Raw genomic sequence first — 26,521 nt, 5'->3', positions numbered from 1 at the left:
CGCGGACCGGTATGGCGAGAGGTTGATGCCGCGCTCTCAGGCCAGGTGCAGGTGGTTGTCCCAGAGGCCGGCAGGCAGCTCCAGCGGTTGCGCGGCGATGCGCTCGCCCTGGCAGTCGTAGAAGCGGCAACGGCCCTGTCCGGATGTGACGACGAAGCCGTTCTTCACCGCGCCCACGCCGGCGCAGTCCGGCAACGGCGCGTCGAGGCGTACGGCACCGCTGTCCAGGTCCCAGATGAAGAAACGGTTGCCGCGCGGGGCGGTCAGGGCCACCAGGCGCAGGTCGTCGTGGATCGCCACGCTGGCGGTGTACTGGGCCATCGCCAGGCGCTGCTCCTCGGCCACCGGGAAGGCTTCGAAGGGACGGCCGGGGCGCTTGATCGCCAGCAGGTCGGCATGTTCGTGGGCATCGCCCATGAACTGCTGGCCGGCGACGATGGTGCCGTCGCGACCGATCGCCAGGTGGCGGACGCTGTTCATCTGCTGCGCCAGGGTTTCCTTGGACAGCAGATTGCCGTCGCGGCGCATCAGCACCAGGCTGGGCTCCATGGCGTCGAGGTTCATCTCGACCCGGCTTTCCGCCTCGGTGCGAATGCCGCCGTTGGCCACTACCAGGGTCTCGCCGTCGGGCATCCAGGAAACCTGGTGCGGCCCGAGGCCGTGGGTGGAGATCTCGCCGCTGTGCTGCAGTCGCTCGCCGTCGAAACGGTAGACGCCGAGCACGCCGCGACCGGGATCGGTAGTGTCGTTCTCGGTGGCGTAGAGCCACTCGCCGCTCTGGTGGAACACGCCGTGGCCGTAGAAGTGGCGGTCTTTCTGCGAGACCAGGGTCTGCAGCAGGCGACCGTCGTTCAGGTCGATCAGGTAGCTTTCGGTGCCTGGCCGGCGGGCGACGAACAGCGCCAGCGGCAGGCTCGGGTGCTGGACGATGTCGTGGCAGCGCTGGGCCACGCGGGTGGCGAACTGGCACTTGCCGTCCAGGCGGTAGCCCACCGCGTAATGCTGGCCATCGGCGTCGTCGCGCGCCGACAGCACCAGCGGTTGGCTACCCTGGCGGCTGAAGCTCCAGCCGCCGAAGGACAAGGCGCCGAGCAGCAGGCTGCCCAGGCCGATCACATGACGTCGCAGCATGGTGCCAACCTCAGTCGCCATCGTTGGCGTTGAAGCCCAGTTGCACGCCGAGGGCGCGGGCCAGGTCGCCTTCGTGCAGGCGGTGGACCACGTTCAGGCTGTCATAGAGGGCGTTGAGCTGGTTGCGCCCGTCTTCGCTGGCGAGCAGTTCGGAGAGCGGTTTCTGTTCCAGCGCCGCCAGCTTCGCGTGGCTGTCGACGTAGGCGGCGTCGATCTTGCCGGCCAGGGCCTTCTGTTCGGCCGGCAGCAGGGTCTTCAGGCCCTTGCCGTCGATACCTTCCCAGAGCGCCTGGGCGCCGCTCAGGCTGGCGTCCAGGCTGGCCAGCGAGGCGTTGCTGCGCCAGGCCTCGGCCTGGTAGGGCTGGGGAATGCCCTTGCTCTGCCGGCCCAGCGGAGTACCGAGTTTCTTCTTCAGCATGTCCAGGGCGGTGACCTGGACCCGCAGCAGCTCGGCGATCGCCTCGTGGGCGTCGGCGTAGCGGTCGTTGGGGAACTTGCTCATCTGGGTGAGCATGCCGCCGTCGTTCTTCCAGCGCGCCAGGATGTCCTGGGCCAGTTGCTGCTGGTGGGTGCCGATGGCTTCCAGCAACGGGCAATAGCGGGCCTTGGTGGCGGCGTCAGCGAGGTCGATCTTGCTGTCGAAGAGGATGTATTCGTAGGCGGAGAGCCCCTGCACCACCACGCTGGCCTTGGCCAGGGCCGCGGCGTCGACCTGCGGGTTGTTCTTCAGCAACTGTTCGACCTGGCGCCCGACCAGATCCTTCTTGTCCGGCCAGAACTGCACCTGCCAGGCGCGGTTGCCCTCGGCCAGCGGGCCGATCAGCAGCGGTTGCAGCTCGGCCCAGGCCTTCTGCGCGGCGTGGAACGCGTCGCGGGCCTTGGCCAGGTCTTCCTTGCCCTGGCAGTAGGCCAGGGCGCTGCTGGCCAGGGCCTGGTCGGCCTCCACCCAGCGGCTGTAGGTCGGCAGGATCACCTGTTGCGCCAGGGCGGCACTGGTGACGGCCTGCGGGTCTTGCGGCGAACAGGCGCCGAGGGCGATGGCGAGGCTGGTCAAGAGCAGTCGTGGGCGGAACATGTGGGCTCCTCAGAGTGAATTCAGGAAGGCCAGCAGGGCGCTGCGCTGGTCGGCGTCGAAGCCGAGCACGTGCCGCTTGGCCGCTTCGGCTTCGCCGCCGTGCCAGAGGATCGCCTCCAGCAGATTGCGGGCGCGCCCGTCGTGGAGGAACTGGGTGTGACCGTTGACCGTTTCGGTCAGGCCGATGCCCCATAGCGGCGGGGTTCGCCAGTCCCGCCCGCTGGCGAGAAATTCCGGGCGATTGTCCGCCAAGCCGTCGCCCATGTCATGCAGCAACAGGTCGGAATAGGGACGAATCCGTTGGTTGGCCAGCTCCGGCTCGCTGGCGTCGGAACCGGTAGTGAAGGCGGGAACGTGGCAGGCCACGCAGTTGGCCTGGGCGAACAGGCGCTTGCCGGCCAGCACCTGCGGGTCGTCCACCTTGCGCCGCGCCGGGACCGCCAGGTTGCGGCTGTAGAACAGCACCTGGGCGAAGATGTTGTCGCTGACTTCCGGCTCGCCGCCGTCGGGCGCCCGGCGGCACTCGACCTGGGCGGCGCTGCAGTCGTCGTGGGGCAGCAGGCTGCTGGTCAGGCCCATGTCGTTGGCGAAGGCGTGCGCGTTCTGCTGCGGGATATCCGGCTGGCCGGCCTTCCAGCCGAAGCGGCCGAGCGCGGTGCGCTGCCGCGCGGCATCCCAGACCTGGTTGGCGCGCCCGCGGATACCGTCGCCGTTGCGGTCGTCCGGATCGGCATTGGCCAGGATCGCCTCATCGGGAATCGCCTCGAGCAGGCCGAGCCCGATCATCGGCGGGGCGACGCGGGCGGAAAACATCGTCTGCGGATGCATCGGCCCATAGCCGAGCTGGCTGATCCGCAGGATCGGCTTGCGCAGTTCGACCTCGGTGCCGTCCTCGAACCTCACCTTCAGCGGCTCGTAGTCCATCCGCACCTTGCCTTCCGGGGCGACGCCGGGAATGCCGACGTCCTGCAACTGGCCGCCGTAGGTCGGCTCGGGAATCACCCCCTGGTGCAACAGGGTCTTGCCGTCCGCAGGGCCGGCCGGGATCGACAGGCGTACCAGCATCGACACCGCGCTGACCGCGTCCGCTCCCGGCGGGTGGCCGCGGCCGTCCTTCACATGGCAGTTCTGGCAGGCGTTGGTATTGAACAGCGGTCCCAGACCGTCGCGCGCGGTGGTGGAGGAAGGGGCGATGACCCAGGGGTTGCGGAAGAAACTGTTGCCCACGCTGAAGTCCAGGCGCCGGCTCGGGGCGAGGTTGGCGGAGGGCAGGGAGAAGGCGTTGCGGTCGCTTTGCAGCACCGTGGTCGCGCCCCCGGACAGGTGTTCACCGGGCTCGGCGCGCAGCGGTTCGTCGTCGGCGCCGCATCCGCCCAGAAGGAGCGCCGTCAGGAGACAGGCGAGCGGCATGGAAGGTGACGGCAACGACATCGGCGAACATCCCGGACTGCGTAGAAACAGCCCGCAAGCTTACCAGTTGGAGCTAATCAAAATAAGAGGGATTTGCGTTTGTAAAGGCCCGCGAAGTCCGCTTTCGAGGCCCTGAAACGCAGCGTGCGGCCATGGGCCGCACGCTGTTGGCGCAGGAAGGAGTCAGAACTCGTGGTCGGCGTTGTCCGGCTTCAGGTCCTGGATACCCAGCTTGCCCGCGGCCTGCTCGATGGCGCCGGTCTGCTTGACCAGGGCGGCGATGGCGTCGCGGATCTTCTGCTGGCCGTCCTTGTTGTCCGGAGCGATCATCTGGTCGAAGTGCACGCCATCCTTCTCGGCGCTGTCGACGATGGCCTGCAGCTTGGCCTCGGTGTCGGCCAGGTCGGCCTTCAGGGTGTCGTTGGCGGCGGCGTCGGCCTTGGCGACCAGGTCGGCCAGGCTCGGGCCCTTGACCACGCTGCCGTCGATGCGCTTGTACTCGCCGAGGTAGATGTTGCGGATGCTCTTGCCGTTGAAGAACAGGGTGTGGTGGGTGTCGTCGCTGAAGCAGTCGTGCTCGTCTTCGGTGGAGTTGGCCTCCAGCGCGACCTTCATGCGCTCGCCGGCCAGTTCGCCGAGGGACAGGCTGCCCATGCCGAAGAACATCTTGCGCAGGCCGGTATCCACCGGTTCGGCCTCCAGCTTGGCGCGGTAGTTGTCGGCGACGCCGGCTTTCCACTGTCCGGCCATGTATTCGAGGTCGCTGACCAGCAGGTCGGTGACGGCCTTCAGGTAGGCGGCACGACGGTCGCAATGGCCGCCGGTGCAGTCCTTGCCCTGGGCATAGTCGGTGGCCGGACGATTGCCGGCGCCGGGACCGGTGCCGTTCAGGTCCTGGCCCCAGAGGAGGAACTCAATGGCGTGGTAGCCGGTGGCGACGTTGGCTTCGGAACCGCCCAGCTCGTTCAGGCTGGCCAGTTTCTCGCCGGTGATTTCCTTGACGTCGATCTTGTCTTCGCCGACCTGGATCTCGGTGTTGGCGACGATGTTGGCGGTGGCGCCAGGGTTGCCCAGGGCGTGCTGGTAGTCCTTGGCGACATAGTCGATCAGGCCTTCGTCCAGCGGCCAGGCGTTAACCTGTCCTTCCCAGTCGTCGATGATCGCGTTGCCGAAGCGGAAGGCTTCGCTCTGGGAGTAGGGGGTACGAGCGGCGAACCAGGCTTCCTTGGCGGCTTTCAGGGTCTCCGCGTCAGGCTTGGCGAGGAACGCGTCGATGGCTTTCTGCAGGTCCTTGGCGGTGCTCAGGGCATCGGCGAAGGTGGCTTCGGCGAGGTCCGCGTAGTTCTTGATCACCGCCTTGGCGGCGGCCTCGTCGACCTTGGCGGCCGGGGCGGCGGCGGGCGCGGCGGGCTGCGTGCTGGCCGCCGGTGTTGCGGGCGCTTCGGCTTTCTTGTCGTCGCCGCAGCCGGCGAGGGAGATGGCGAGGGCCAGCAGACTGGCGGTGGCCAGGGGCATACGAGTCATGGCGGATTCCTTTGCTTTATTGGTGGCGTGCCGAAGCGGCGTGCGCTTGTCGGAAACACCCGCGAGGGCGTTAAAAAACCGCCACATAATGCGAAAGATTTGCATTTTTGAAAAGGGCGCAGCGTGATCGCCGTCGTGCCTGGACATGTCGGGCGCAGCTAGAATGCCAGTATCTTCGTCCGGAGCTCCGTCCATGAGTCTGACCGCTATCGCTTTCTGGGTTGTCCTGCTGCTGCTCGCCGGCTACGCGGTGGTGCTCTACAACGGCCTGGTACGGCTGAAGCACGCCGTGGGCAAGGCCTGGGCCAACATCGACGTGCTCCTCAAGCAGCGCCATGACGAGCTGCCGAAGCTGGTCGAGGCCTGCAAGCAATACATGCAGCACGAGCGCGCCACCCTGGAGCGGGTCATCGCCGCCCGCAACGCCGTCGCCAGCGCCCGCGAGCGCGCCGACGTGAATGCCCTGGGCAAGGCCGAGAGCGGCCTGCGCGCCGGCCTGGGGCAGCTTTTCGCGCTGGCCGAGAACTACCCGCAGCTCAAGGCCAACGAAAGTTTCCAGTTCCTTTCCCAGCGCATCAGCGGCCTGGAGAACGGGATCGCCGATCGCCGCGAGCTGTACAACGAGGCGGTGAACCTGAACAACGTGCGCATCGAGCAATTTCCCGACCTGCTGATCGCCCGTGTCGCTGGCTTCAAGGCCGCCGAGCTGTTGCAGTTCAGCGAGGCGGAGAAGGCCGACGTCGATCTCAAGGCCCTGTTCGGCTGAGATGGACTTCGACCTGCGCTGGCTGTTCATCGCCGCCAGCCTGGGGCTCTGCGCCTGGGCCGGCTGGCAGTTCGTGCACCGCCTTGCCCGGGCGCGCCTGCTCGGCGACGTACCGACCTCGCGGATCCGTTCGGCGGCGCAGGGTTTCGTCGAACTCTACGGGGTGCTCGAGGAGGGCCCGGAAGGCCCGCTGCAGGCTCCCTTGACCGGCAAGCCGTGCCTGTGGTGGCGCTACCGCATCGAAGTCGAGGAAAAGCGCAGTGGCCGCGAGAAGGCCTGGCGCACCGTCGACAAAGGTGCCAGCGAGTCGCCATTCGGCTTGCGCGATGCCACCGATGCCTGCCTGGTCGACCCACGCGGCGCCGAGGTGCGACCCTTGACCCAGCAGCGCTGGGAGGCTTTTCGCGAAGCACCGATCGATACCCTGCGACTGCTGGAGAGCTTCGGCACCCTGGTCGGCGGAGAGCGGCTTTACCGCTACACCGAGGAGCGCCTGCATGCCGGCGAGCCGCTCTATGCGCTGGGCGAATTCCGCAGCAGCGGTGGCGGTCGCCAGGGACTCGATGCCGAACGGGCGCAGGGTGCGGTGATCCGTGAATGGAAGGGCGATTTCCACGGGCTGCTGGCGCGCTTCGACAGCGACGGCAGCGGCGAGCTGGACGAGCGCGAATGGAACCGGGTGCGCCTGGCGGCACGGCTGGAGGCCGAGGATCGGCATCGGGCAAGCAGCGCCGCGCCGACCCGCCACCGGCTCGGCAAGCCGGGGGAGGCGCATCCCTTCATTCTCTCCAGCCAGGGCGAGGACGATCTCGCCGTGCAACTGCGCCGCCAGGCGGCGGGGGCCGCGTTGCTCTGCCTGGGCAGCGCGCTATTGGCGGGCTGGCTGTTCAGCCGCCTGTTCTGATCAGGGCCGTTCGCTGCTGGTGGCCTGGCTCAGGCGTCGCGCCTGCTTGAGGTACTGGGTCAGTTCCCTGGCCGGCAGCGGCTTGCTGTACAGGTAGCCCTGACCTTCGTTGCAACCTTCGGCGATGATGTACGCCTCCTGCTCGGCGGTTTCCACGCCCTCGGCGATCACCTGCATGCCCAGGCTCTTGCCGAGCTGGATGATGGCGCGAACGATGGTCGCGTCGTCCTCGTCCTGCAGCAGGTCCTGGACGAAACTCTTGTCGATCTTGATCTTGTCCAGCGGCAGGCTCTTCAGGTAGCTCAGCGAGGAATAGCCGGTGCCGAAATCGTCGATGGCGATCAGCGCGCCGGCGCGGCGCAGGCTGAGGAGGTGCTGGGCGGCAGTGGAGATGTCCTCCATCAGGCCGGTCTCGGTGACTTCCAGCTCCAGGCTGCGCGCCGGCAGGCGGTAGACCTGCAGCAGGTTGCTGACCACCCGTGGCAGGGCGTTGTGGTGGAGCTGCACGGTGGAAAGATTGACCGCCATGCGCAGGTCGTCGAAGCCCTGGTCGTGCCATTCGCGCAACTGCCGGCAGGCCTGGTCGAGCACCCACTCGCCGATGCTGAAGATGCTGCCGTTCTGTTCCGCCAGCGGGATGAACAGGTCCGGCGGGACGAAGCCGTGCAACGGATGTTGCCAGCGCAGCAGTGCCTCGACGCCGACCACGCGGTGGTCGCGGTAGTCCACCTGCGGCTGGTAGACGAGGTGCAGCTCGTGGCGCTGCAGGGCGTCGCGCAGGTCCTTTTCCAGTTCCCGGCGGCGACGCATTTCGCTGTCCACGCTGGCGATGTAGAACTGGTAGCGGTTGCGCGAGCGGGTCTTGGCCAGGGTCATGGTCTGCTCGGCCTTCTGCAGCAGTTTCTCCGTGGTCTCGCCGTCCTCGGGGAACAGGGTGATACCGATGGTGGCGCGCAGGCGCACCTCGTGCTGGTCGATCTCGAACGGCGCTTCCAGGCCGTCGAGGATGCTCTGCGCCAGTTCGGCCGCCTCGTAGGGTTGCTCGATGTCGGCCTGGACCAGGGCGAACTGGTCGCCGCCCAGGCGCGCCAGCGAACCGAGCCGCGCGCTGTGCCCGCGCAGGCGGTCGGCGAGGGCGATCAGCAGCTGGTCGCCGAGCTGGTAGGTGTACTGCTCGTTGATCCCCTTGAAATCGTCGAGGCCCAGGCACAGCACTGCCACCCGGCGCTGCTGGCGGCCGGCGCCGTCGAGGATCTGGTCGAGTTGCTGTTGCAGCAACTGGCGGTTCGGCAGGCCGGTGAGGAAGTCGTACTGGGAAATGCGCAGCAGGTTGTCTTCGGCCTCGCGACGCAGGTGGCTGTTGCTTTCGATCGAGGCGAGCAACTGGTTGGCGGTGGTCACCCAGAGCCCCAGCTCGTTGCGTTCGTGCCCCTTGAGCAGCGGCAACTGGTGCTGGCTGGGGCGGTCGGGATTGATGCTGACCAGGTGCTCGATGATCTTCGACAGCGGCTTGGTCAGCATCCAGTGGTAGACCAGGAACAGTACCAGGCCCATGGCCAGGGCGCGGAGAATGCCGGAGATGAAGATGATTTCCGAAGTGGTGACGAAGTTCTCGCCGTAGGGCGCGGTGTCCAGGGTGATCTTCAGGTCGCCGTAGTATTCGCTATAGGGCGGGCGGCCGATCAGTCGAATGCTGAAGGTGCGTTCCTGGCCGAGGATCGGGTCGGTCAGCCAGCGCGTCGGCAGGTCCAGCAGCGGCCTGGATTTCTCCGCCAGCATCGGCTCGCCGGGATGGCCGATGCTCGCCTGGCGCACCGCCTCGTGCTGGAACAGGCCTTCGAGGACCTGCATCGCCATTTCCCGGTCGAGGCTGTAGACCGCCTGGGTGGAAGGGTCGCGGACCATCGCGAGGATGCGTTGGGCGTCGCTGCTCACCGCCTGCTTGGCCTTGTAGGCGTCGAAGACGATCTGCGCGCAACTGAGCACTACGCCAACGGCCAGCGCCGCCAGTAGCACGACACGCAGCAGCTTGAGCGAGAGGCTGTGTCGGGAGTCCAGTTTCAAGGGGCCTTCCTTGTTCGTCGCCAGGGCGAAAGACAAGCCGGTAGGAAGAGCTTGTTTACCTCAAGAGGCTATCACGAGCGAAGGTCTACCAGTTCCTGAGGGTAGACGATGGCTCCTGGACCGCAGATTAAAACGAAAAAGCCCGGCGAATGCCGGGCTTTTTCGTGGTTCTGATCAGACTCAGGCAGCGAAATTCTTCGCTACGAAGTCCCAGTTGACCAGGTTCCAGAACGCCTCGACGTACTTCGGACGCAGGTTGCGGTAGTCGATGTAGTAGGCGTGTTCCCAGACGTCGCAGGTCAGCAGCGGGGTGTCGCCGCTGGTCAGCGGGTTGCCGGCACCGATGGTGCTGGCCAGGGCCAGGGAGCCGTCGGCCTTCTTCACCAGCCAGCCCCAGCCGGAACCGAAGGTGCCGACGGAAGTCTTGGTGAACTCTTCCTTGAACTTGTCGAAGGAGCCGAAGGCGGCGTTGATGGCGTCGGCCAGGGCGCCGGTGGGCTGGCCACCGCCGTTCGGGCTCAGGCAGTTCCAGTAGAAGGTGTGGTTCCACACCTGGGCGGCGTTGTTGAAGATGCCGCCGGAGGAGCTCTTGACGATCTCTTCGAGGCTCTTGCCTTCGAACTCGGTACCCGGGATCAGGTTGTTCAGGTTCACCACGTAGGTGTTGTGGTGCTTGTCGTGGTGGTATTCCAGGGTTTCTGCGGAAATGTGCGGCTCAAGGGCGTTCTTTTCGTAAGGCAGCGGCGGCAATTCGAAAGCCATGGTGTCTCTCCTATTCTTCCTCAGGTCAGGACTGGCGCGGCTAGCGCGCGACCGGTTCACGGGGCCGGTCCGATGCCTGTCCGGGAGCCCGTCCTGGATCCCCGGGGGGACGTTCGGCGGAGCGCTCCGGAAAGGGCGCCGGGTGCGACTCGGAGCCTAGGCTCCCAGTGCCGCGAACTCCGGATCATAGCACCCGTGTCGGGGCATATCCACGCAGCAACTGTAGGGGCAAAGGCCGGCGGCGGCGCGCTGCGACGGGCTTCTGCAAGCTCGCCGGCGAACACCGCCGCATTCTCTCTGGACTGCCTGGCGGCGCGAGGGTTCGCTCGGGTAGACGGAAACCGCGTTATCCCCGGAACAGCAGTTGCGCGGCCATGCCCAGCATCATGGCCGCCACCATCAGGTCGAGCAGGCGCCAGGTGGCCGGGCGCGCCAGCCAGGGGGCCAGCCATGCCGCGCCGAGGGCGAGGGCGAAGAACCACATCAGCGAGGCGCTGGCCGCGCCGAGGGCATAGGCGCCCGGCGCGGCTTGCTGGGCGCCGAGCGAACCGATCAGAAGTACGGTATCGAGATAGACGTGGGGGTTGAGCAGGGTGACCGCCAGTGCCGCCAGAAGCACCGCCTTGCGCGAGCGTGGCCCGGTTTCCGCGGCGTTGCCGAGAGCGTCCGGGCGCAACGCGCGAAGCAGCGCCTTGAGCCCATACCAGGTCAGGAAGGCGATCCCGCCCCAGCGGGCGATGGCCAGCAGCGTCGGGTTTTCCAGCAGCAGCTTGGCCAGGCCGAACACGCCGAGGCTGACCAGCACCGCGTCGCAGAACACGCAGAGCGCGGCCACCGAGAGGTGATGCTCGCGGCGCAGGCTCTGCGCGAGGACGAAGGCATTCTGCGCGCCGATGGCGATGATCAGGCCGGCAGCCACCAGGATGCCGTTGAGATAGCTCTGCCACATGTCAGTGTGCCTCCGCCGCCAGCCGCTGGAGCACGGCGAGGGCGCGCCGGCCCTCGTCGCGGGCGACGAACAGGTGGTCGTGGAAATAGCCGGCCATCACGTTGCAACTGATCCCGGCTTCGGCTAGCGCCGTGGCGAAGGCGGCGGTCAGGCCCACCGCCGCCAGCGAGGAGTGCACCGTCAGGGTGATCCAGGCCGCCACGTATTCGTAGGGCAGGCCCAGGCGTTCGGCCTGCCGGCGTTCGAGCACCAGGGTCAGGCCCTCGCGCTCGCGGAAGCTGGCGAGCGGCTCGGCGCCGTTCGGCAGCGCGCCATCGGCGCAGGTACAGAACACATAGTCGCCGGGATTGAGTTCGGGAGTGAGCGTGCGCAGCAGGGTGCGCAGCGAGGTTTCGCCAGCCATGGTCGGTCCGCGTCGGGTGAATCGGAAAAGTGCTGGCGAGTGTGGCCGCGGGCGGTTTATAAGGAAAACGAATCCTGCTGATCTCTCATTAGGAAAACTGATTTTGTTCGACTACAAGTTGCTCGCCGCGCTGGCCGCGGTGGTGGAGCAGGGCGGTTTCGAGCGCGCCGCACAGGCGCTGGGGCTGTCGCAATCGGCGGTATCGCAGCGGATCAAGCTGCTCGAGGCGCGGGTCGGCCAGCCGGTCCTGGTGCGCGAGACGCCGCCGCATCCCACCGATCTCGGGCGCCGCCTGCTCAACCATGTGCAGCAGGTGCGGCTGCTGGAGGGCGACCTGCAGCGCTGGGTGCCGAACCTGGATGAAGGCGGTGCCCCGGAGCGCCTGCGCATCGCTCTCAACGCCGATAGCCTGGCGACCTGGTGGGCCGCCGCGGTGGGCGATTTCTGCGCCGAGCGGCGGGTGCTGCTGGACCTTGTGGTGGAGGACCAGGAGGTCGGGCTCAAGCGCATGCGCGCGGGCGAAGTGGCGGGCTGCGTGTGCGGTAGCGCGCGGCCGGTGGCCGGCGCGCGTTCGCTGCTGCTCGGAGCCATGCGTTATCGCGGCCTGGCCAGCCCGGATTTCATTGCCCGGCACTTTCCCCGCGGGGTCGAGGCGGCCGCCCTGGCCGGCGTGCCGGCGATCGTGTTCGGCCCGGACGACCTGCTGCAACACCGCTTTCTCAAGGACCTCGGCGTCGAGGGCGGTTTCATCCACCACCTCTGCCCATCCTCGGAAGGTTTCGTCCGCCTCACCGCCGGCGGTCTCGGCTGGGGCCTGGTGCCGGAGCGCCAGGTGCAAGGCGAGCTGGCGCGCGGCGAACTGGTCGAGCTGCTGCCCGGCCAGGTCATCGACGTACCGTTGTACTGGCACTACTGGCGCAACGGCGGCGAACTGCTCGCGTCGCTCACCGAGCACCTGCTCGCCCGCGCCGGCGACGGCTTGGTGCGGGTGTCAGGTTGATCAGCCGATGACGGTGATTCGTCCGGAGCCGGGCAACGATTCGACGCAGCGCGCGCCGAGCAACCGCGATGGCGTGAAGTAGCCGCCGGGCCCCTGGTAGTCCAGCAGGTGGCGCACTGCCAGGAGCACGCCGTGCAGGGTCAGGTCGTACACGTTGGCCGTCTCCAGGCGCGCCGTGCGGCGTTCGCCGCGGGCGTTGCGCGCCTCGCCCCAGACCCAGGTGCGCAGACGCTCGCGGGCCGCCTGGTCGGGGCCGGAGATACGTTTGTCGACCTGCCCCTTGAGCCAGTCCTGGACCCGTTGCCGACCGAGCAGCGGACGCAGTGGGTCGATCAGGCGCATGCTCAGGGCCAGCAGCGGCGGCGCCGGCAGGTAGACCTCGATGTCCGGGATGCCGGTGCTGTAGTAGGCGGTGGCCACGTCGCCCCAGGGAATCGTCACGGCGTGCCGCAGGCCGCGGCCGAAATCGATGTCGCGGCGCTTGTAGCCCAGCGGTACGTCGCGCAGGCGGCCATTCTCGCGGATCTTGCCGCCGAGCTTGAGGCCTTCGACGCTGGTCTTCGCGGTTCCCGTCGAAAGCCCGCTGCCGGTGTCGAAGCCCAGCGCCAGCCGTTGCGCGTCCGGCAGCGCCTCCTTCAGGCAGGCGGCCAGGCAATCGGTGGGGATCACATCGAAGCCGACGCCCGGGCAGACCACGATGCCGGCCTCGCGGGCCTCGGCGTCGCCGGCGTGGGCCTGCTCGAACACCGCGATCTCTCCAGTGATATCCACGTAGTGGGTGCCGGCGGCACGGCAGGCGGCGATCATCGGCGTGCTAGTGGCGGAGAACGGACCGGCGCAATGGGCCACCACCTTCACCTGGTCCAGGGCTTCGCGGCAGGCCTGCGGATCCCCCAGGTCGAAGACCCGGCACTCCAGCCCGAGCTGGCTGCCGAGGGCGTGCAGGGCGGCCGGGTTGCGTCCGCCGAGGAGCGGCGTCAGGCCCTCGCGCTGCGCCTGTTCAGCGACCAGCCGGCCGGTGTAGCCGTTGGCGCCGTAGATCATCCAGTGACTGGCCATGGTGCGTCTCCCAGCGTGCAGGTGGCTTTCAGGTTAGACCTTGTAGCGCGCAGCGCCGCTTCTGTCGCCCAACGCAAGTCGTGCCGGCGGCCCGCAAGGTCGTTGTTCTGGCATGCTGTGCCAGTGGTGGCGCGGCTCCGGGTTGCTAGAGTCGCGGCACAAGAAGGACAACGGGAGAAACGCAATGCGGATTCTGGTAACGGGGGCGACGGGCTTCATCGGCGGGCGTTTCGCTCGCTTCGCCCTGGAGCAGGGCCTGTCGGTACGGGTCAGCGGTCGTCGTGCGGACGCGGTGGAGCATCTGGTGGCGCGGGGCGCCGAGTTCGTTCCCGGCGACCTCGCCGACCCGGCGCTGGTCCTGCGCCTCTGCGAGGATGTCGAGGCGGTGGTGCATTGTGCCGGCGCGGTCGGAGTCTGGGGGCCGCGCGAACGCTTCCTGGCGGCCAACGTCGGGCTTGCCGAGAGCGTCGTCGAGGCCTGCATGCGGCAAAAGGTGCGGCGCCTGGTGCATCTGTCGTCGCCGTCGATCTATTTCGACGGGCGCGACCACCTGGATCTGAACGAAGAGTACGTACCCCGGCGTTTTTCCGACCATTACGGGGCGACCAAGTACCAGGCCGAGCAACTGGTGCTCAGCGCCCGCGACCTGGGCCTGGAAGTGTTGGCGCTGCGTCCGCGCTTCGTGGTCGGTGCCGGCGACACCAGCATCTTCCCGCGAATGATCCAGGCCCACCGCAAGGGACGCCTGCGGATCCTCGGCAACGGCCTGAACCGGGTCGACTTCACCAGCGTGCACAATCTCAACGACGCGCTGTTCAGTTGCCTGCTGGCCGGCGAGCCGGCGCTGGGCAAGGTCTACAACATCAGCAACGGGCAGCCGGTACCGTTCTGGGATGCGGTCAACTACGTGATGCGCCAGCTCGAGCTGCCGCCGGTCGGCGGTCACCTGCCGTATGCCGTCGGCTATGGCCTGGCGGCGCTCAACGAAGGCGTCTGCCGGATCCTGCCGGGGCGTCCGGAGCCGGTGCTGTTCCGCCTGGGCATGGCGGTGATGGCGAAGAACTTCACCCTGGACATCAACCGCGCCCGCGAATACCTCGACTACGACCCGCGGGTCAGCCTGTGGACCGCGCTCGACGAGTTCTGCGCCTGGTGGCGCGCCCAGGGACTCTGATCAGCCGCGTAGCGGGCCGGCGTATTGTCGGCTCGGCGCCTGCGCGGGCAACAGGGAAGGTTCCGCCGGCGGCAGCGCGACCCCGCTGAGCCTGCCGAGGCGCAGTCCCAGCTCCCGCGTTGTCGCATCGCCGGAGCGGGCGCAGGCCGCCTGCATCGCGGCGACCGCATCGCGTTGCTGGAAGTGGATATCCAGCGCCTGTTCCTCGCGCAGGCGTCGGCGCACGGCGCGCATGCAATCCAGCAAGGATTTGTTCAACTCCATGCATCCTCCGGCTCTCGAATCTGCCCGGCAAAGCCCAGGCAAGCGACGTGCCATGCGGGCCGCGGACCAGCGCCGGCGTGCGGGGCAGGGAACCGGCGGCGGCCTGCGGCGGTCTGTGCCGGACAGCGTTCGCTCCGTCTTGGGGCGCACGGCTTCGCGGTGGAGCGCCCCGGTCCGGCAATTTGCTTCGAGCAGACGCTGAAGGGGCGGGGCAGAACCGATATAATGCGCCGTTCGGCCCTTTCTCCAGGCCTCCGGCAGGATGCCGTTCCCCTTCACAGGTTTTCACCATGCGTAACGATGCTTTCGACGAACTCGACGATGTGCCCAGCCTGACCACCGATGCCGCCGACCGCGACGAATTCGGCCACCACCCGCGGCACGTCTACGAACCGGAGCAGCGCCGGGTCGTCGACACCAAGGAGCGCCGTCCGGCCTCTACCGGCCCGCTCTGGGCCCTGCTCGGGGCGATGCTGATCGCCCTCGCCGGGGTGGGTTGGTGGAGCCACCAGCAAATCAGCCTGATGGAACAGCAGTTGGTGGCGACCCAGGAAAGCTTCGTGAGGATCAGCGAAGAAGCCGCCGGGCGCCTCGACGACATTCGCGGCAAGGTGGTCGCCAGCGAGTCCAGCGTCACCAGCGAACGCGAGGCGCTGCGCCTGCAGGTCAAGCAACTGCAGGAGAAACTCGGCAGCCAGGAACGCCAGCAGGCCGATGTGAGCAACCAGTTCGGCGGCCAGGGCAAACGCCTCGATCAACTGGCCAGCGATCTCAAGGCCCAGCAGGAAAGCGCGGCGCAACTGGTCGCGCAACTGGACGGCAAGCTGCAGACACTGGCCGCCGAACAGGAGAAGCTGAAAGCCCTGCAGGTCGAACTGGGCAAGACCAACGAGCAACTCAAGGCCCTCGGCGGCGATGTCGCGGCGCTGAAGAAGCAGGGCAACCCGAGCCAGACGATCAAGGGTATCCAGGACGACCTGCTGGTATTGCGCAGCCAGCTCGACAATCGCCCGGCCCAGGGCGGCAATACCGCCGAGTTCGACGCCTTCCGCACCCAGGTGATGCGCAACATCAACACCCTCCAGGCCCAGGTGCAGAACCTGCAGCAGCAGCTCAATACCCGCTGACCCCTTGCGCCGCCAGCCGCCCCGTCGCACCGGGCGCTGGCGGCGACAGTTCGCCGCGCCCGGCGAAAATCCCCGCTTCCATTGCTCTGGATCAGCGAATCCGCTGCTCCTCCACTCCGATACTGCGTCCTTAAGCGAGCCTTAAGTGAGAGTCGTTTAGATTCTCGGTCACCGGCCAGGGAGGCCATTGGTCCCTTCCTCTGCCTGGAATCCGCCATGAGCGCATTGCAACCGTCCCGTTCCTACCGCATCACCGGTTATTCCCCCGCCATCAGCAACGGCTATCGCCAACGCCTGTTCTCCATGGGGCTTCTGCCCGGCGCGGCGCTGCGCGTGGTGCGCATCGCCCCGCTGGGCGACCCGATCCAGGTCGAGACCCGCCAGACCAGCCTGGCGCTGCGGCGCAAGGACCTCGCCCTGCTGACCCTCGTCCCGCTCGACTGACCCCGCCCGGAATCCCCATGACCGCATTGACCCTCGGCCTGATCGGCAATCCCAACTCCGGCAAGACCACCCTGTTCAACCAGCTCACCGGCTCGCGCCAGCGGGTCGGCAACTGGGCCGGCGTCACCGTGGAGCGCAAGGAGGGTGCGTTCCACACCGCCCGCCACGCGGTACGCCTGGTCGACCTGCCCGGCACCTATTCGCTGACCAGCGTTTCCGCCCAGGCCTCGCTGGACGAGCAGATCGCCTGCCGCTACATCGCCAGCGGCGAAGTCGACGTGCTGGTCAACGTGGTGGATGCGGCGAACCTGGAGCGCAACCTGTACCTCACGGTGCAGTTGCGGGAGATGGGCATCCCCTGCATCGTCGCGCTGAACATGCTCGACATCGCCCGTAGCCAGCGCATCCGCATCGATATCGACGGTCTGGCGCGGCGTCTCGGTTGCCCGGTGGTGCCGCTGGTGTCCACCCGCGCCGATGGCATCGACGAGCTGAAGGCGGCCATCGACGAGTTGCAGGTCCCGCAGGCGGCGCTGGCGGTGGACTACCCGCCGGCCATCCAGGCGCAGGTCGGCTACCTTCTGGAAACGCGCGCTCCGGCGGCCTCGGCCATCGAGCCGCGCTGGCTGGCGTTGCAGGCGCTGGAAGGCGACATCTTCAACGGCCCGGCGCTGGGCTTGCCGCCCGCCACCCTGGAACAGGCGCGCCGGGGCTGCGGCGAGGAGCCCGAGCTGGCGATCGTCGATGCGCGCTACCGGCTTATCGGCGAGATCTGCGCGGCGGTCTGCGACCACCAGCAGGCGCAGCCGCACCGGCTGACCCAATGGCTCGACCGGATCGTCCTGAATCGCTGGCTGGGCCTGCCGATCTTCCTGCTGGTGATGTACCTGATGTTCTTCTTCGCCATCAACATCGGCGGGGCGCTACAGCCGATCTTCGACAAGGGCTCGTCGGCGATCTTCATCGATGGCATCCAGTGGCTGGGCATTCGCTTCGGCCTGCCCGACTGGCTCACGGCGTTCCTCGCCCAGGGCATCGGCGGCGGGGTCAACACGGTGTTGCCGCTGGTGCCGCAGATCGGCTTGATGTACCTGTTCCTCTCGCTGCTCGAGGATTCCGGCTACATGGCCCGCGCGGCCTTCGTCATGGACCGCCTGATGCAGGCGCTGGGCCTGCCGGGCAAGTCGTTCGTGCCGCTGATCGTCGGTTTCGGCTGCAACGTACCGTCGATCATGGGTGCGCGGACCCTGGACGCGCAGCGCGAGCGGCTGATTACCATCATGATGGCGCCGTTCATGTCCTGCGGCGCGCGCCTGGCGATCTTCGCCGTATTCGCCGGGGCCTTCTTCGGCCAGGGCGGCGCGCTGGTGATCTTCTCCCTGTACCTGCTCGGCATCGTCGTGGCGATCCTCACCGGGCTGTTGCTCAAGCACACTTTGATGCGCGGCGAGGCCTCGCCGTTCGTCATGGAACTGCCGCTGTACCATGTGCCACACCTTAAGAGCCTGCTGCTGCAGACCTGGTCGCGCCTGCGCGGCTTCGTGGTGCGGGCCGGCAAGGTGATCATCCTGGTCAGCCTGGTGATCGGCGGCCTGAACAGCATCACCCTCGACGGCAAGCCGGTGCAGGGCGACATCGGCCATTCCGCCCTGGCCAGCGTCAGCCAGCGTCTCACTCCGCTGCTGGCGCCGCTCGGGGTGCAGCCGGACAACTGGCAGGCCACCGTCGGCCTGGTCACCGGGGCGATGGCCAAGGAAGTGGTGGTCGGCACCCTGAACACCCTCTACACCGCCGAGCAGATCCAGGGCGAGGCCTTCGACTACGAAGGCTACGACCTGCCCGGGCAACTGCGCGACGCCCTGGTCGAAACCTGGGACGGCCTGGTCGATACCTTCAGCCTCAGCGTGCTGGCCAACCCGGTGGAGGCGAGCATGGCCGACGGCGACATGGAGACCGGCTCGATGGGCACCATGGCGAGCAAGTTCGGCAGCCCCATCGCGGCCTACAGCTATCTGGTCTTCGTCCTGCTCTACGTGCCCTGCGTGACCGCCATGGGCGCGATCGCCCGGGAAAGCAGCAAGGGCTGGATGGCTTTCTCGGTGCTCTGGGGGCTGAACGTCGCCTACTCGCTGGCGACCCTCTGCTACCAGGTCGCCACCTTCGCCGCGCACCCCGAGCGTAGCGTCCTGACCATCGCCGTGGTGCTGCTCTTCAACCTGATCCTGATGACCTGCCTGCGTCTGTTCGGCCGTGAGCAGGTACTGCAACTGCCAGGCCGAATGGCCGATGCCCCGAGCGGGCAGGGAGGATGTCACTGATGGCGACACTCATGCAGATCCGCGCCGCCCTGGAAGACGGCCAGGCGCGTGGGCTTAAACAGCTCAGCCGCCAGGTGGACGCGCCGCCGGCGCTGGTGGAGGCGATCCTGGAGCGGCTGATCGCGCTCGGCAAGGTCGAGCGGGTGGCTGCGCAAAGCTCGGGCGGTTGCGGCGGCGGTTGCAAGAGCTGCGCCCAGCGCGATCCGTGCGCGGAGCCGGAGCCGTATTTCCGCCTGCGCTAGACGGGCAAAGCACAGAGCCCGCCACGGCAAGCGTGGCGGGCTCTTCCTGGCTGGCGCGATCAGGCCAGGGTCGGATAGTCCAGGTAGCCTTCGGTGCCGCCGGTATAGAAGGTCTCCGGGCGCGGCGGGTTCAGTTCGGCACCCTGGCGCAGGCGTTCGACCAGGTCCGGGTTGGCGATGAAGGGGACGCCGAAGGCCACCGCATCGGCGTCGCCCTTGGCCAGGATGGCGTTGGCGCTGTCGAGGGTGAACTGCTCGTTGGCGATGTAGGGTCCGCCGAAGGCTTTCTTCAGGGCTACGCCGATGCTGTCGTCGGCCTGCGCTTCGCGGGCGCAGATGAAGGCGATGCCGCGCTTGCCCAGCTCACGGGCGACATGGCTGAAGGTTTCCAGGCGGTTGGAATCGCCCATGTCGTGGGAGTCGGCACGCGGCGCCAGGTGTACGCCGACGCGCTGGGCGCCCCATACGGAGATCGCCGCGTCGGTGACTTCCAGCAGCAGGCGCGCGCGGTTCTCGATGGAGCCGCCGTAGCGGTCGGTGCGCTTGTTGGTGCTGTCCTGGAGGAACTGGTCGAGCAGGTAGCCGTTGGCGCCGTGGATCTCCACGCCGTCGAAGCCGGCGGCCTTGGCCCGCTCGGCGCCCTGGCGGTAGGCCTCGACGATGTCGGCGATCTCCTCGGTGTCCAGCGCGCGCGGGGTGACGTAGGGACGCTTCGGGCGCACCAGGCTGACGTGCCCCTCGGCGGCGATGGCGCTCGGCGCCACCGGCAGCTCGCCATTCAGGTAGAGCGGATCGGAAATCCGCCCGACGTGCCAGAGTTGCAGGAAGATGCGTCCGCCGGCGGCGTGCACCGCCTTGGTCACGTTGCTCCAGCCACGGACCTGGTCATCGGACCAGATGCCGGGGGTGTCGGGGTAGCCCACGCCCATCGGCGTGACCGCGGTGGCCTCGCTGAGGATCAGGCCGGCATCGGCGCGCTGGGCGTAGTACTCGGCCATCAGGGCGTTGGGCACGCGGCCTTCATCGGCGCGGCAGCGGGTCAGCGGCGCCATGACGATGCGGTTGGGCAGCTCGAGGTCGCCGAGCACGATGGGATCGAACAGAGTAGCCATGGAACATCCTCCACTAGGGAATAGACGGACAGGGGATCAATCGAGGACCGGCTGCGCCTGGGCGCGGCCGTTTCCGGAAAAGGCGATCAGGGTGGCCAGCAACGCCAGCGCGGCCAGCGCGGCGGCGGCCAGCGGCACGCGGGTCAGGCCCAGGCCGTGGTCGATGACGCTGCCGCCGACCCAGGCGCCGAGCGCGTTGCCGACGTTGAAGGCGCCGATGTTCAGGGTCGCCACCAGATTCGGCGCGGCATGCCCGACGCGGACCACGTTGACCTGCAGCGCGGGCACCGCGGCGAAGGCGGCGGCGGCCCAGAAGAACAGGGTGATTTCCGCCGGCAGCAGGGCCTGGCTGGTCCAGCTGAACAGCGCCGAAACCAGCGCCATGGCGGCGAACACCGCGGCCATGGTGGTGCCCAGGCGCCAGTCGGCGAGGCGGCCGCCGATCACGTTGCCGACGGTCAGGCCGACGCCGATCAGCAGCAGGGTCCAGGTCACGCCGCGCGGGCTGACCCCGGTGACTTCGCCGAGCAGCGGCGCGACGTAGGTGAACAGGGCGAACATCGAGGCGGCGAACAGCACGGTGGTGCCCAGGGCCAGCCACAGCGACGGGTTCTTCAGCGCGGACATTTCCTGGCGCAGGTCGACCTTCTCTTCCTCGCGGTCGTTTGGCAGCACCCTGGCCAGGCCGACGAAGGCGACCACGCCGATCAGGGTCACCACCCAGAAGGTCGCGCGCCAGCCGGCTTCCTGGCCGAGCGCGGTACCCAGCGGCACGCCGAGCACGTTGGCCAGGGTCAGGCCGGTGAACATCAGGGCCACGGCGGAAGCGCGGCGGTTCGGCGCCACCAGGCTGGCGGCGACCACCGAGCCGATGCCGAAGAAGGCGCCATGGCAGAGCGCGGTGACGATCCGCGCCAGCATCAGCAGGCCGTAGTTGGCGGCCACCGCGCAGAGCAGGTTGCCGACGATGAAGATGCCCATCAGCGCGAGCAGGGCTTTCTTGCGTTCCAGGCGGGCGGTGGCCATGGCCATCAGCGGGGCGCCGAAGGCCACGGCGAAGGCGTAGCCGCTGATCAGCCAGCCGGCGCTGGGAATGGATACCCGCAGGTCGCCGGCGACCTGCGGCAGCAGGCCCATGATGACGAATTCGGTGGTACCGATGGCAAAGGCGGATAAAGCGAGGACGAGAAGAGACGCCGGCATCGGTCGAGCTCCTGGACTGCGAGGTGGTGGGGTGGAAGCGAGTGCTGCTTACAGCTCGTCGCCGAGTTGGTCGAGGAAGGCCTGGATGGTCTCCTCGTTGCGCTTGAAGAAGTTCCACTGGCCGACCCGGCGGCTGGTCACCAGACCGGCGCGTTGCAGGGTGGCGAGGTGTACCGATACGGTGGACTGGGAAAGACCGGTACGCTGGTCGAACTTGCCGGCGCAGACGCCGATCTCGAACGGGTGGTCCTGCTCGACGAAGTACTTCTCCGGTTCCTTCAGCCAGCGCAGCATGTCGCGTCGCACCGGGTGGGAGAGAGCCTTGATGATTTCGTCGATGTCCAGTGGCATGGCGGTGGTCCGTTGGCCGTCCATATCGGGTTGGGACGAACTATATATCGGTGTGGGACGATATGGGGATCGATTGCGACGATAGTCGCTATCGACAGGGCTGATGACGATGATCGAAACGACCGTTCCGTCCCTGGGGTAAGCTAGCCCGCATGAACTACCTCGCGCATCTCCACCTCGGCGGCCCGCAACCGGCCCAACTGCTCGGCAGCCTGTACGGCGACTTCGTCAAGGGCCGCCTGCAGGGACAATGGCCGGACGAGATCGAGCGGGCCATCCAGTTGCACCGGCGCATCGACGCCTTCACCGACAGCCACCCACTGGTGCATGCGGCCAAGCGGCGCTTCCCGCTGGAGCGCCGGCGTTTCGCCGGCGTCCTGCTGGACGTGTTCTTCGACCACTGCCTGGCGCGCGACTGGAACGACTACGCCGACGAACCGCTGCCGCAGTTCGTCGAGCGGGTCTACGGCACCCTGCGCACCGCCTCGCCGCTGCCGGAGCGCCTGGCGCGCATCGCGCCGCGGATGGCGGCCCAGGACTGGCTGGGCAGCTACCGCGAGTTCGCGGTCTTGCGCGAAGTGCTGGGCGGTATGTCGCGGAGGCTGTCGCGACCGCACCTGCTGGACGGCTCCTGGGAAGAACTGGCCCAGCGCTACGATGACCTGAGCGCGGATTTCCGCGCCTTCTACCCGCAACTCCAGGCTTTCGCCCTGAGCCAGCGCTGAGCCTGGCGCAGCGGCCATTGGCCCGGCCGGCGGAATCACCTATCAATTGTTTCAGTCCGAAGCATCCGCTTGATGCACATCAACCGGCAGCGGTCGCGTCGATCGTTCAATGGGGCCGACGTTCAACGCTCTGCCAATGGAGGTGGAAGATGAAACGAATCCTGGTGGCGACCGACCTGTCCTCGCGTTCCGAGCTGGCGGTCATGCGCGCCGCGGCGCTGGCCAAGGCGAGGAATGCCGATCTGACCGTGCTGAACGTGCTCGACGACGACCAGCCGCCGGTGCTGATCGCGCCGCAACGGCTGGCCATCGCCAACCTGCTGGAAGTGAACGGACAGGCCCTGAAGGAGCGCCTCGGCGTCGAGTCCAAGGCGATCGTGCGGGTCGGCGATCCGGTGGTGGTGATCAACGCGGTGGCCGAGGAGATCGGCGCCGACCTGCTGGTGATGGGCGCGCACCGGCACACGCCGCTGCGCGACCTGTTCATCGGCACCACCCTGGAGCGGGTGGTACGCAATGCGAAGATCCCGGTGCTGCGCGCGGCCGGTGCGCCGGAAGAGGAGTACCGCCGGGTGCTGCTGGCGCTGGACTTCTCGCCGACCTCGACGCGCGCGGTGCAGATGGCCGGCCAGCTCGGCTTCCTCGACGCCGCCAGCCTCACCGCGCTGCATGCCTTCGAGCCGTTCGCCAAGGGCATGATGCGTTATTCGGGGATCAAGGAAGACCGCGTCGAGCATTACGTCGACCAGGAGGAACTCAAGGCCAACGTCGAGCTGCGCGACTACGTCGCCGGCCTGGGGCTGGGCCGCGAGGACATCCAGTTGCGCGTCGGCGAAGGCTTGCCGATCAACGTGATCATGACCGAGGTACGCCGCCAGGCGCCGCAGTTGACGGTGCTCGGCACTCAGGGCCTGACCGGCTTCCGCCGCGCGCTGATCGGCAGCGTGGCCGAGGCGGCCCTCGGCGACCTACCATGTGACGTGCTGGCGGTGCCGCCCAAGCGCGACTAGGCGGCGCGCCGGGTTTGCGTAGGGGCGGCAGTGCCGAACAGCGCCAGGCGCACCGCCTGCTGGGCCTGGCGGGCCAGTTCGGCGCGGTCCAGGCCCTGGCTGGGGATCGGTTCCAGCAGCTGGATATGCACGCTGCCGCGCTCGCCGCGCAGCAGGCGGCCGAGGTGGCTGAGCAAGTCGTCGTCGCCGATGAACGGCGCCTGCGCATCGGGCACGCCGTCGCGGCGGTAGCTGATCGCCACCGGCTGCACCGCCACGCCGGCTTCCAGGGCGCTGGCCATCAGGCGACCGTGGAAGGTGCGCAGGCTTTCGCCGTTGGTGGTGGTCCCTTCCGGGAAGATCAGCAGGTTGCGCCCACGGTGCAGTTGTTCGGCCAATTGCTGGTTGATCAGCCGGCTGTCGCCCGAGCCGCGGCGGATGAACAGGGTGCCGGCCTTTTCCGCCAGCCAGCCGGCCAGCGGCCAGGCACGCACCTCGGCCTTGGACAGGAAGGTCAGCGGCGCCAGGGCGCCGAGCAGCGGGATATCGGTCCAGGACACATGGTTGGCTACCCACAGCATGGGTTGCCGGGGTGCTTCGCCGCTGACCCTGACCTCGAAGGGCAGGGCCGCGCAGAGGCGCGCCAGCCACCAGCGGGTCAGGCGCTGGCGCAGCGGCGTGACGTCGGCGCCGGGCAGTCGCTCGCGCAGGCTGACCCAAGCGGCCAGGCCCAGTCCGAGCGCGACCAGCCCGAGCAGGCGGGCGCTGCGCAGCAGCAGGCGCAGCCGCGCCATCAGACCGCTGCCTTGAAGTGGCGGGCGTAGCGCGGGCAGAGTTCGTCGCGCTTGAGCAGGATGAACACGTCGGCGACCTGGAAATCCGGGTCCCAGCAGGGCTCGCCGCAGATCTTCGCGCCCAGGCGCATGTAGGCCTTGAGCAGCGGCGGCAGCTCGGCGGTGAGGTTTTCCGGGACGTCCAGCGGCGGCAGCGGGTTCTTCGGCTCGGCCTGCAGGTAGTCGGTGCACAGGTAGCGTTCGCGCAGCCGCTGCATCACCGCCTTGGCCTGCATACCGCCGTCGCGCATGGGAATGCTGGCGCAGCCCATCAGGTAGCGGTAGCCGCCCTCGTTGAGGACCTCGGCGAGTTCGCCCCAGAGTACCGCGATGGTGGCGCCGTTGCGGTATTCGGGAGCGACGCAGGTGCGGCCGATCTCCAGGACCGGGCCGTGCAGGGCGTCGAGGCCGGAGAGGTGGAACTCCTCTTCGCTGTAGAAGCGCCCGAGGCGTTCGGCGGCGCGATGGTCGAGCAGCCGGGTGGTGGCCACCAGGGCGCCGCTGTCGAGGTCGCGGACGCCGATGTGTGCGCAGTGACGGTCGTAGTCGTCGCGGTCGAGGCCGTCTTCGGCGCCTTCGAGCTTGGCGTCGAACTCGGCGCTGAATACGCGGTAGCGCAGGGCCTGGGCCTCGCGCAGGGCGCGGGCGCCGTTCAGGCGCTCGGCCTTCAGGCGGCGTCCGGCGACGGGTTCGCGGGTAATGGCGGTCTGGGTCATGCCTGGGCCTCCTTGGGCCGGCGCCGCGGGTTGCGGCCGCTCGGCTTTGTTGTGCAAGCTCAGGCTAGGAAGGCGCGGTGTCACCCCTGTGACAGGGGCGTGATGCTTGTATGACATTGTCGCCGGATGTAACGCGCCGTTGTTCAACGCTGGCACCCTCGGCAGGATGCCGGTTCCGACACATTCCACACTGGAGTCCGCCATGTCCTGGCAACGCTTGCTCGGCCCGCTCGACCGCCTGCCCACCGAAGGCTCCCTGGAAGACTGGCACGCCGCCGCCCTGGCGCGCGCCGACGGTCTTGGCACCCTGGAGCGGGCGGTGCTCGGCGGACGATTGGCGGCGAGTCCGGGCCTGGCCTTCCTCGCCGGCTACCAGGCGGCCCTGCGCGCGCTCTGGCCGGCGGCGCCGGAAGGTCTCGGCGCGCTGTGCGTGACCGAGAAGCGCAGCGTGCGCCCGGCGGACCTGCAGACCCGCCTGGAGGGGCTGGTCCTGCATGGACAAAAGGATTTCGTCACCGCTGGCGACAGCGCCTCCTGGTGGCTGGTGGCCGCCCGCGACGAGGCACCGGGGCAGCCGCCGCGACTGTCGATGACGGTGGTCCTGGCCGGCGCCCCGGGGGCGCGCCTGGAGGCGTTGCCGGCGCTGCCGCTGATGCCGGATGTGCCGCATTCCCGCCTGTTGCTCGACGGTGCCCATTGCGAGCGCCTGCCCGGCGATGGTTGGGACGACTACGTCAGGCCGTTCCGCCTGCTGGAGGATGTCCATGTGCTGGCGGCGCTGGTCGGCTGGCTCTATGGGGTCGGCCATGAATGCGGCTGGCCCTCGCCGCTGCTGCTGCGCCTGGCCGGCATCCTCGGCGGCTGCGCCGAGGTCGCGCGGCATCCGGTCGCCTGCGTCGGCACCCAGGCGGTACTGGCTGGGCTGTTCGAACAGTTCTCGGCGCTGGAGGGGCAACTGGATGCCGCCTTCGCCGCCAACGCCTCGACCTGGGAGGCATTGTGGCAACGCGATCGCGGCTTGCTGGCGATTGCCAACGGGGCCCGCAAAGTTCGCCTGGAGAAGGCCTTGACCCGCCTCGGGCTTGACCCAGGTCAGTGAGGCGCCGCGCCGCAGGCGCTTACCCTGCGCAGCATCCGGCGAGGAATGCTCCTCGGCGCCTGCACAGAGTAGATTTCACCGACCATGCGACGCGAACCGATCGTGCTGTTCGACAACGGCAGCCACCAGTGCCTGTGTTTCGATGACCTCGTCAGCGGCGAAGGGGTCCAGTCCAACCAGTTCCTGATCGTCGACAACGGCCAGTACCTGCTGCTCGATCCCGGCGGCGACCTGACCTACACGCCGCTCTCGCTGGAATTGTCGAAACGCTTTCCGCTGCAGGAGCTGGACTACATCTTCGCTTCGCACCAGGACCCGGACATCATCGCCGCCCTCGACAAGTGGCTGCTGCACACCCGCGCCCGGGTGATCTGCTCCAAGCTGTGGGCGCGCTTCCTGCCGCACCTGACGGCCAACTACCTGGCGGTCAGCCATGGCATCAACACCTACGACCGGGTCATGCCGTTGCCCGACCGCGGCCAGGCGATCGCTCTCGGCGACTGCTCGTTGAAGGCGATCCCCGCGCATTTCCTGCATTCGGTGGGCAACTTCCAGCTCTACGACCCGGTGAGCAAGATCCTTTTCTCGGGCGACATGGGCGCCTCGCTGGTGGACGACGCGGCGCCGGTCAGCGATTTCGCCGCGCATATCCAGTACATGGACGGATTCCATCGCCGCTACATGGCGGCGAACAAGATCTGCCGCCTGTGGGCGCGGATGGTCCGGGACATGGATGTGGAGATGATCGTGCCGCAACACGGGCGGCCCTTCGTCGGCAAGGAAATGATCAGCGCCTTCCTCTACTGGATCGAGAACCTCGAGTGCGGCATCGACCTGCTCGGTCCGGACGACTACCGCATGCCCGGCTGAGTCCGCG

General features: G+C 68.0%; 27 protein-coding genes. 12 read left to right on the top strand and 15 right to left on the bottom strand.

Annotation, left to right across the window (positions count from 1 at the left end):
* Window positions 1-36: 36 nt before the first annotated feature.
* The 4 genes from VQ067_RS23385 to VQ067_RS23370 all read right to left on the bottom strand — a co-directional run bounded on the left by VQ067_RS23385 (window position 37) and on the right by VQ067_RS23370 (window position 5,140).
* Window positions 37-1,131 carry a DUF1513 domain-containing protein gene (locus tag VQ067_RS23385; RefSeq protein ID WP_021264170.1) on the bottom strand — a complete coding sequence of 365 codons (1,095 nt, stop codon included), beginning with the start codon at window positions 1,129-1,131 and terminating at the stop codon, window positions 37-39.
* Window positions 1,132-1,141: 10 nt separating this feature from the next.
* Entirely contained in the window at window positions 1,142-2,206 is a 1,065-nt protein-coding gene (locus tag VQ067_RS23380) for an imelysin family protein (RefSeq protein WP_003141254.1), read from the bottom strand.
* 9 nt (window positions 2,207-2,215) lie between these two features.
* Complete coding sequence (locus VQ067_RS23375; RefSeq protein WP_003141253.1) at window positions 2,216-3,637, bottom strand: di-heme oxidoreductase family protein; 1,422 nt, start codon at window positions 3,635-3,637, stop codon at window positions 2,216-2,218.
* A gap of 162 nt (window positions 3,638-3,799) precedes the next feature.
* A complete protein-coding gene (locus tag VQ067_RS23370) occupies window positions 3,800-5,140 on the bottom strand; it encodes an imelysin family protein (protein WP_003112765.1) in 1,341 nt (446 codons plus the stop codon).
* 193 nt (window positions 5,141-5,333) lie between these two features.
* On the opposite strand from VQ067_RS23370, the gene VQ067_RS23365 reads away from it, so the two are divergent.
* Together VQ067_RS23365 and VQ067_RS23360 are read left to right on the top strand one after the other, a co-directional pair.
* Window positions 5,334-5,906: a LemA family protein gene (locus VQ067_RS23365; RefSeq protein ID WP_003094011.1), complete on the top strand. Its 573-nt coding sequence runs from the start codon at window positions 5,334-5,336 to the stop codon at window positions 5,904-5,906.
* Between the two features lies 1 nt (window position 5,907).
* Window positions 5,908-6,810, top strand: a complete 903-nt coding sequence (locus tag VQ067_RS23360) for a GIDE domain-containing protein (protein WP_033991149.1) — start codon at window positions 5,908-5,910, stop codon at window positions 6,808-6,810.
* Here VQ067_RS23360 and bifA read toward each other — a convergent pair whose 3' ends face one another.
* The 4 genes from bifA to VQ067_RS23340 all read right to left on the bottom strand — a co-directional run bounded on the left by bifA (window position 6,811) and on the right by VQ067_RS23340 (window position 10,988).
* Window positions 6,811-8,874 (bottom strand): cyclic-di-GMP phosphodiesterase BifA, encoded by a 2,064-nt coding sequence (bifA, locus tag VQ067_RS23355; protein ID WP_003094007.1) that lies wholly within the window; start codon window positions 8,872-8,874, stop codon window positions 6,811-6,813.
* 180 nt (window positions 8,875-9,054) lie between these two features.
* Window positions 9,055-9,636, bottom strand: a complete 582-nt coding sequence (sodB, locus tag VQ067_RS23350; RefSeq protein ID WP_003094005.1) for a superoxide dismutase [Fe] — start codon at window positions 9,634-9,636, stop codon at window positions 9,055-9,057.
* A gap of 346 nt (window positions 9,637-9,982) precedes the next feature.
* The gene (locus tag VQ067_RS23345; RefSeq protein ID WP_003094003.1) at window positions 9,983-10,585 is read right to left on the bottom strand and encodes a LysE/ArgO family amino acid transporter; all 603 of its coding nucleotides are present in this window, start codon (window positions 10,583-10,585) and stop codon (window positions 9,983-9,985) included.
* A gap of 1 nt (window position 10,586) precedes the next feature.
* A complete protein-coding gene (locus tag VQ067_RS23340) occupies window positions 10,587-10,988 on the bottom strand; it encodes an ACT domain-containing protein (protein ID WP_003094000.1) in 402 nt (133 codons plus the stop codon).
* A gap of 97 nt (window positions 10,989-11,085) precedes the next feature.
* On the opposite strand from VQ067_RS23340, the gene VQ067_RS23335 reads away from it, so the two are divergent.
* A complete protein-coding gene (locus VQ067_RS23335) occupies window positions 11,086-11,988 on the top strand; it encodes a LysR family transcriptional regulator ArgP (RefSeq protein WP_003120877.1) in 903 nt (300 codons plus the stop codon).
* Here the strand turns inward: VQ067_RS23335 and VQ067_RS23330 are convergent, their stop codons facing one another.
* On the bottom strand, window positions 11,989-13,047 hold the full coding sequence (locus VQ067_RS23330; RefSeq protein ID WP_003141247.1) for a saccharopine dehydrogenase family protein: 1,059 nt from the start codon (window positions 13,045-13,047) through the stop codon (window positions 11,989-11,991).
* Window positions 13,048-13,231: 184 nt separating this feature from the next.
* Here VQ067_RS23330 and VQ067_RS23325 point away from each other — a divergent pair, with 184 nt between their 5' ends.
* Window positions 13,232-14,221 (top strand): NAD-dependent epimerase/dehydratase family protein, encoded by a 990-nt coding sequence (locus VQ067_RS23325; protein WP_003141244.1) that lies wholly within the window; start codon window positions 13,232-13,234, stop codon window positions 14,219-14,221.
* Here VQ067_RS23325 and VQ067_RS23320 read toward each other — a convergent pair whose 3' ends face one another.
* Window positions 14,222-14,485: a hypothetical protein gene (locus tag VQ067_RS23320; protein WP_016254086.1), complete on the bottom strand. Its 264-nt coding sequence runs from the start codon at window positions 14,483-14,485 to the stop codon at window positions 14,222-14,224.
* 290 nt (window positions 14,486-14,775) lie between these two features.
* Here VQ067_RS23320 and VQ067_RS23315 point away from each other — a divergent pair, with 290 nt between their 5' ends.
* From VQ067_RS23315 to VQ067_RS23300, 4 genes are all read left to right on the top strand, one after another.
* On the top strand, window positions 14,776-15,612 hold the full coding sequence (locus VQ067_RS23315) for an ATPase (RefSeq protein WP_003093989.1): 837 nt from the start codon (window positions 14,776-14,778) through the stop codon (window positions 15,610-15,612).
* A 216-nt stretch (window positions 15,613-15,828) separates the two neighbouring features.
* Window positions 15,829-16,056, top strand: a complete 228-nt coding sequence (gene feoA, locus VQ067_RS23310) for a ferrous iron transporter A (protein ID WP_003103819.1) — start codon at window positions 15,829-15,831, stop codon at window positions 16,054-16,056.
* A 17-nt stretch (window positions 16,057-16,073) separates the two neighbouring features.
* Window positions 16,074-18,374: a Fe(2+) transporter permease subunit FeoB gene (feoB, locus tag VQ067_RS23305; protein WP_003111342.1), complete on the top strand. Its 2,301-nt coding sequence runs from the start codon at window positions 16,074-16,076 to the stop codon at window positions 18,372-18,374.
* Complete coding sequence (locus tag VQ067_RS23300) at window positions 18,374-18,616, top strand: FeoC-like transcriptional regulator (RefSeq protein WP_033991150.1); 243 nt, start codon at window positions 18,374-18,376, stop codon at window positions 18,614-18,616. The genes feoB and VQ067_RS23300 overlap by 1 nt, the downstream gene beginning before the upstream one ends.
* A gap of 59 nt (window positions 18,617-18,675) precedes the next feature.
* Here the strand turns inward: VQ067_RS23300 and VQ067_RS23295 are convergent, their stop codons facing one another.
* Genes VQ067_RS23295 through pyeR form a run of 3 tightly spaced genes read right to left on the bottom strand, consistent with a single transcriptional unit; the run spans window position 18,676 to window position 21,282 of the window.
* A complete protein-coding gene (locus tag VQ067_RS23295; RefSeq protein ID WP_003103810.1) occupies window positions 18,676-19,728 on the bottom strand; it encodes an alkene reductase in 1,053 nt (350 codons plus the stop codon).
* Window positions 19,729-19,764: 36 nt separating this feature from the next.
* A complete protein-coding gene (locus tag VQ067_RS23290) occupies window positions 19,765-20,931 on the bottom strand; it encodes an MFS transporter (protein WP_003103801.1) in 1,167 nt (388 codons plus the stop codon).
* A 48-nt stretch (window positions 20,932-20,979) separates the two neighbouring features.
* Window positions 20,980-21,282: an ArsR family transcriptional repressor PyeR gene (gene pyeR / locus VQ067_RS23285; protein WP_003093978.1), complete on the bottom strand. Its 303-nt coding sequence runs from the start codon at window positions 21,280-21,282 to the stop codon at window positions 20,980-20,982.
* Between the two features lie 152 nt (window positions 21,283-21,434).
* On the opposite strand from pyeR, the gene VQ067_RS23280 reads away from it, so the two are divergent.
* Both VQ067_RS23280 and VQ067_RS23275 read left to right on the top strand, forming a co-directional pair.
* Complete coding sequence (locus tag VQ067_RS23280) at window positions 21,435-22,007, top strand: acyl carrier protein phosphodiesterase (RefSeq protein WP_003093976.1); 573 nt, start codon at window positions 21,435-21,437, stop codon at window positions 22,005-22,007.
* A 149-nt stretch (window positions 22,008-22,156) separates the two neighbouring features.
* A complete protein-coding gene (locus tag VQ067_RS23275; protein ID WP_019485786.1) occupies window positions 22,157-23,017 on the top strand; it encodes a universal stress protein in 861 nt (286 codons plus the stop codon).
* Here the strand turns inward: VQ067_RS23275 and olsA are convergent.
* Together olsA and olsB are read right to left on the bottom strand one after the other, a co-directional pair.
* Complete coding sequence (gene olsA, locus VQ067_RS23270) at window positions 23,014-23,790, bottom strand: lyso-ornithine lipid O-acyltransferase (protein ID WP_023875884.1); 777 nt, start codon at window positions 23,788-23,790, stop codon at window positions 23,014-23,016. The two genes, VQ067_RS23275 and olsA, sit on opposite strands and share 4 nt — an antisense overlap.
* Window positions 23,790-24,545, bottom strand: a complete 756-nt coding sequence (olsB, locus tag VQ067_RS23265) for an L-ornithine N(alpha)-acyltransferase (protein ID WP_003093970.1) — start codon at window positions 24,543-24,545, stop codon at window positions 23,790-23,792. Before olsB ends, olsA begins: the two co-directional genes overlap by 1 nt.
* A gap of 202 nt (window positions 24,546-24,747) precedes the next feature.
* On the opposite strand from olsB, the gene VQ067_RS23260 reads away from it, so the two are divergent.
* Window positions 24,748-25,644, top strand: coding sequence for an acyl-CoA dehydrogenase family protein (locus tag VQ067_RS23260; protein ID WP_003093969.1), 897 nt, complete (start codon window positions 24,748-24,750; stop codon window positions 25,642-25,644).
* A gap of 84 nt (window positions 25,645-25,728) precedes the next feature.
* On the top strand, window positions 25,729-26,514 hold the full coding sequence (locus VQ067_RS23255) for an MBL fold metallo-hydrolase (RefSeq protein ID WP_003093967.1): 786 nt from the start codon (window positions 25,729-25,731) through the stop codon (window positions 26,512-26,514).
* Window positions 26,515-26,521 lie beyond the last annotated feature (7 nt).

Source organism: Pseudomonas sp. KBN12P06040 (genome assembly GCF_037574965.1).
Lineage (GTDB): Bacteria > Pseudomonadota > Gammaproteobacteria > Pseudomonadales > Pseudomonadaceae > Pseudomonas > Pseudomonas aeruginosa.
This window is presented reverse-complemented; position numbering and strand designations above follow the sequence as displayed.

What these genes read in the sequence shown, in the direction of transcription:
- VQ067_RS23385 (WP_021264170.1), bottom strand. Translation starts at nt 1,131, where the DNA reads ATGCTGCGACGTCATGTGATCGGCCTGGGCAGCCTGCTGCTCGGCGCC.
- VQ067_RS23380 (WP_003141254.1), bottom strand. Translation starts at nt 2,206, where the DNA reads ATGTTCCGCCCACGACTGCTCTTGACCAGCCTCGCCATCGCCCTCGGC.
- VQ067_RS23375 (WP_003141253.1), bottom strand. Translation starts at nt 3,637, where the DNA reads ATGTCGTTGCCGTCACCTTCCATGCCGCTCGCCTGTCTCCTGACGGCG.
- VQ067_RS23370 (WP_003112765.1), bottom strand. Translation starts at nt 5,140, where the DNA reads ATGACTCGTATGCCCCTGGCCACCGCCAGTCTGCTGGCCCTCGCCATC.
- VQ067_RS23365 (WP_003094011.1), top strand. Translation starts at nt 5,334, where the DNA reads ATGAGTCTGACCGCTATCGCTTTCTGGGTTGTCCTGCTGCTGCTCGCC.
- VQ067_RS23360 (WP_033991149.1), top strand. Translation starts at nt 5,908, where the DNA reads ATGGACTTCGACCTGCGCTGGCTGTTCATCGCCGCCAGCCTGGGGCTC.
- sodB (WP_003094005.1), bottom strand. Translation starts at nt 9,636, where the DNA reads ATGGCTTTCGAATTGCCGCCGCTGCCTTACGAAAAGAACGCCCTTGAG.
- VQ067_RS23345 (WP_003094003.1), bottom strand. Translation starts at nt 10,585, where the DNA reads ATGTGGCAGAGCTATCTCAACGGCATCCTGGTGGCTGCCGGCCTGATC.
- VQ067_RS23340 (WP_003094000.1), bottom strand. Translation starts at nt 10,988, where the DNA reads ATGGCTGGCGAAACCTCGCTGCGCACCCTGCTGCGCACGCTCACTCCC.
- VQ067_RS23330 (WP_003141247.1), bottom strand. Translation starts at nt 13,047, where the DNA reads ATGGCCAGTCACTGGATGATCTACGGCGCCAACGGCTACACCGGCCGG.
- VQ067_RS23325 (WP_003141244.1), top strand. Translation starts at nt 13,232, where the DNA reads ATGCGGATTCTGGTAACGGGGGCGACGGGCTTCATCGGCGGGCGTTTC.
- VQ067_RS23320 (WP_016254086.1), bottom strand. Translation starts at nt 14,485, where the DNA reads ATGGAGTTGAACAAATCCTTGCTGGATTGCATGCGCGCCGTGCGCCGA.
- VQ067_RS23315 (WP_003093989.1), top strand. Translation starts at nt 14,776, where the DNA reads ATGCGTAACGATGCTTTCGACGAACTCGACGATGTGCCCAGCCTGACC.
- feoA (WP_003103819.1), top strand. Translation starts at nt 15,829, where the DNA reads ATGAGCGCATTGCAACCGTCCCGTTCCTACCGCATCACCGGTTATTCC.
- feoB (WP_003111342.1), top strand. Translation starts at nt 16,074, where the DNA reads ATGACCGCATTGACCCTCGGCCTGATCGGCAATCCCAACTCCGGCAAG.
- VQ067_RS23300 (WP_033991150.1), top strand. Translation starts at nt 18,374, where the DNA reads ATGGCGACACTCATGCAGATCCGCGCCGCCCTGGAAGACGGCCAGGCG.
- VQ067_RS23295 (WP_003103810.1), bottom strand. Translation starts at nt 19,728, where the DNA reads ATGGCTACTCTGTTCGATCCCATCGTGCTCGGCGACCTCGAGCTGCCC.
- VQ067_RS23290 (WP_003103801.1), bottom strand. Translation starts at nt 20,931, where the DNA reads ATGCCGGCGTCTCTTCTCGTCCTCGCTTTATCCGCCTTTGCCATCGGT.
- pyeR (WP_003093978.1), bottom strand. Translation starts at nt 21,282, where the DNA reads ATGCCACTGGACATCGACGAAATCATCAAGGCTCTCTCCCACCCGGTG.
- VQ067_RS23280 (WP_003093976.1), top strand. Translation starts at nt 21,435, where the DNA reads ATGAACTACCTCGCGCATCTCCACCTCGGCGGCCCGCAACCGGCCCAA.
- VQ067_RS23275 (WP_019485786.1), top strand. Translation starts at nt 22,157, where the DNA reads ATGAAACGAATCCTGGTGGCGACCGACCTGTCCTCGCGTTCCGAGCTG.
- olsA (WP_023875884.1), bottom strand. Translation starts at nt 23,790, where the DNA reads ATGGCGCGGCTGCGCCTGCTGCTGCGCAGCGCCCGCCTGCTCGGGCTG.
- olsB (WP_003093970.1), bottom strand. Translation starts at nt 24,545, where the DNA reads ATGACCCAGACCGCCATTACCCGCGAACCCGTCGCCGGACGCCGCCTG.
- VQ067_RS23260 (WP_003093969.1), top strand. Translation starts at nt 24,748, where the DNA reads ATGTCCTGGCAACGCTTGCTCGGCCCGCTCGACCGCCTGCCCACCGAA.
- VQ067_RS23255 (WP_003093967.1), top strand. Translation starts at nt 25,729, where the DNA reads ATGCGACGCGAACCGATCGTGCTGTTCGACAACGGCAGCCACCAGTGC.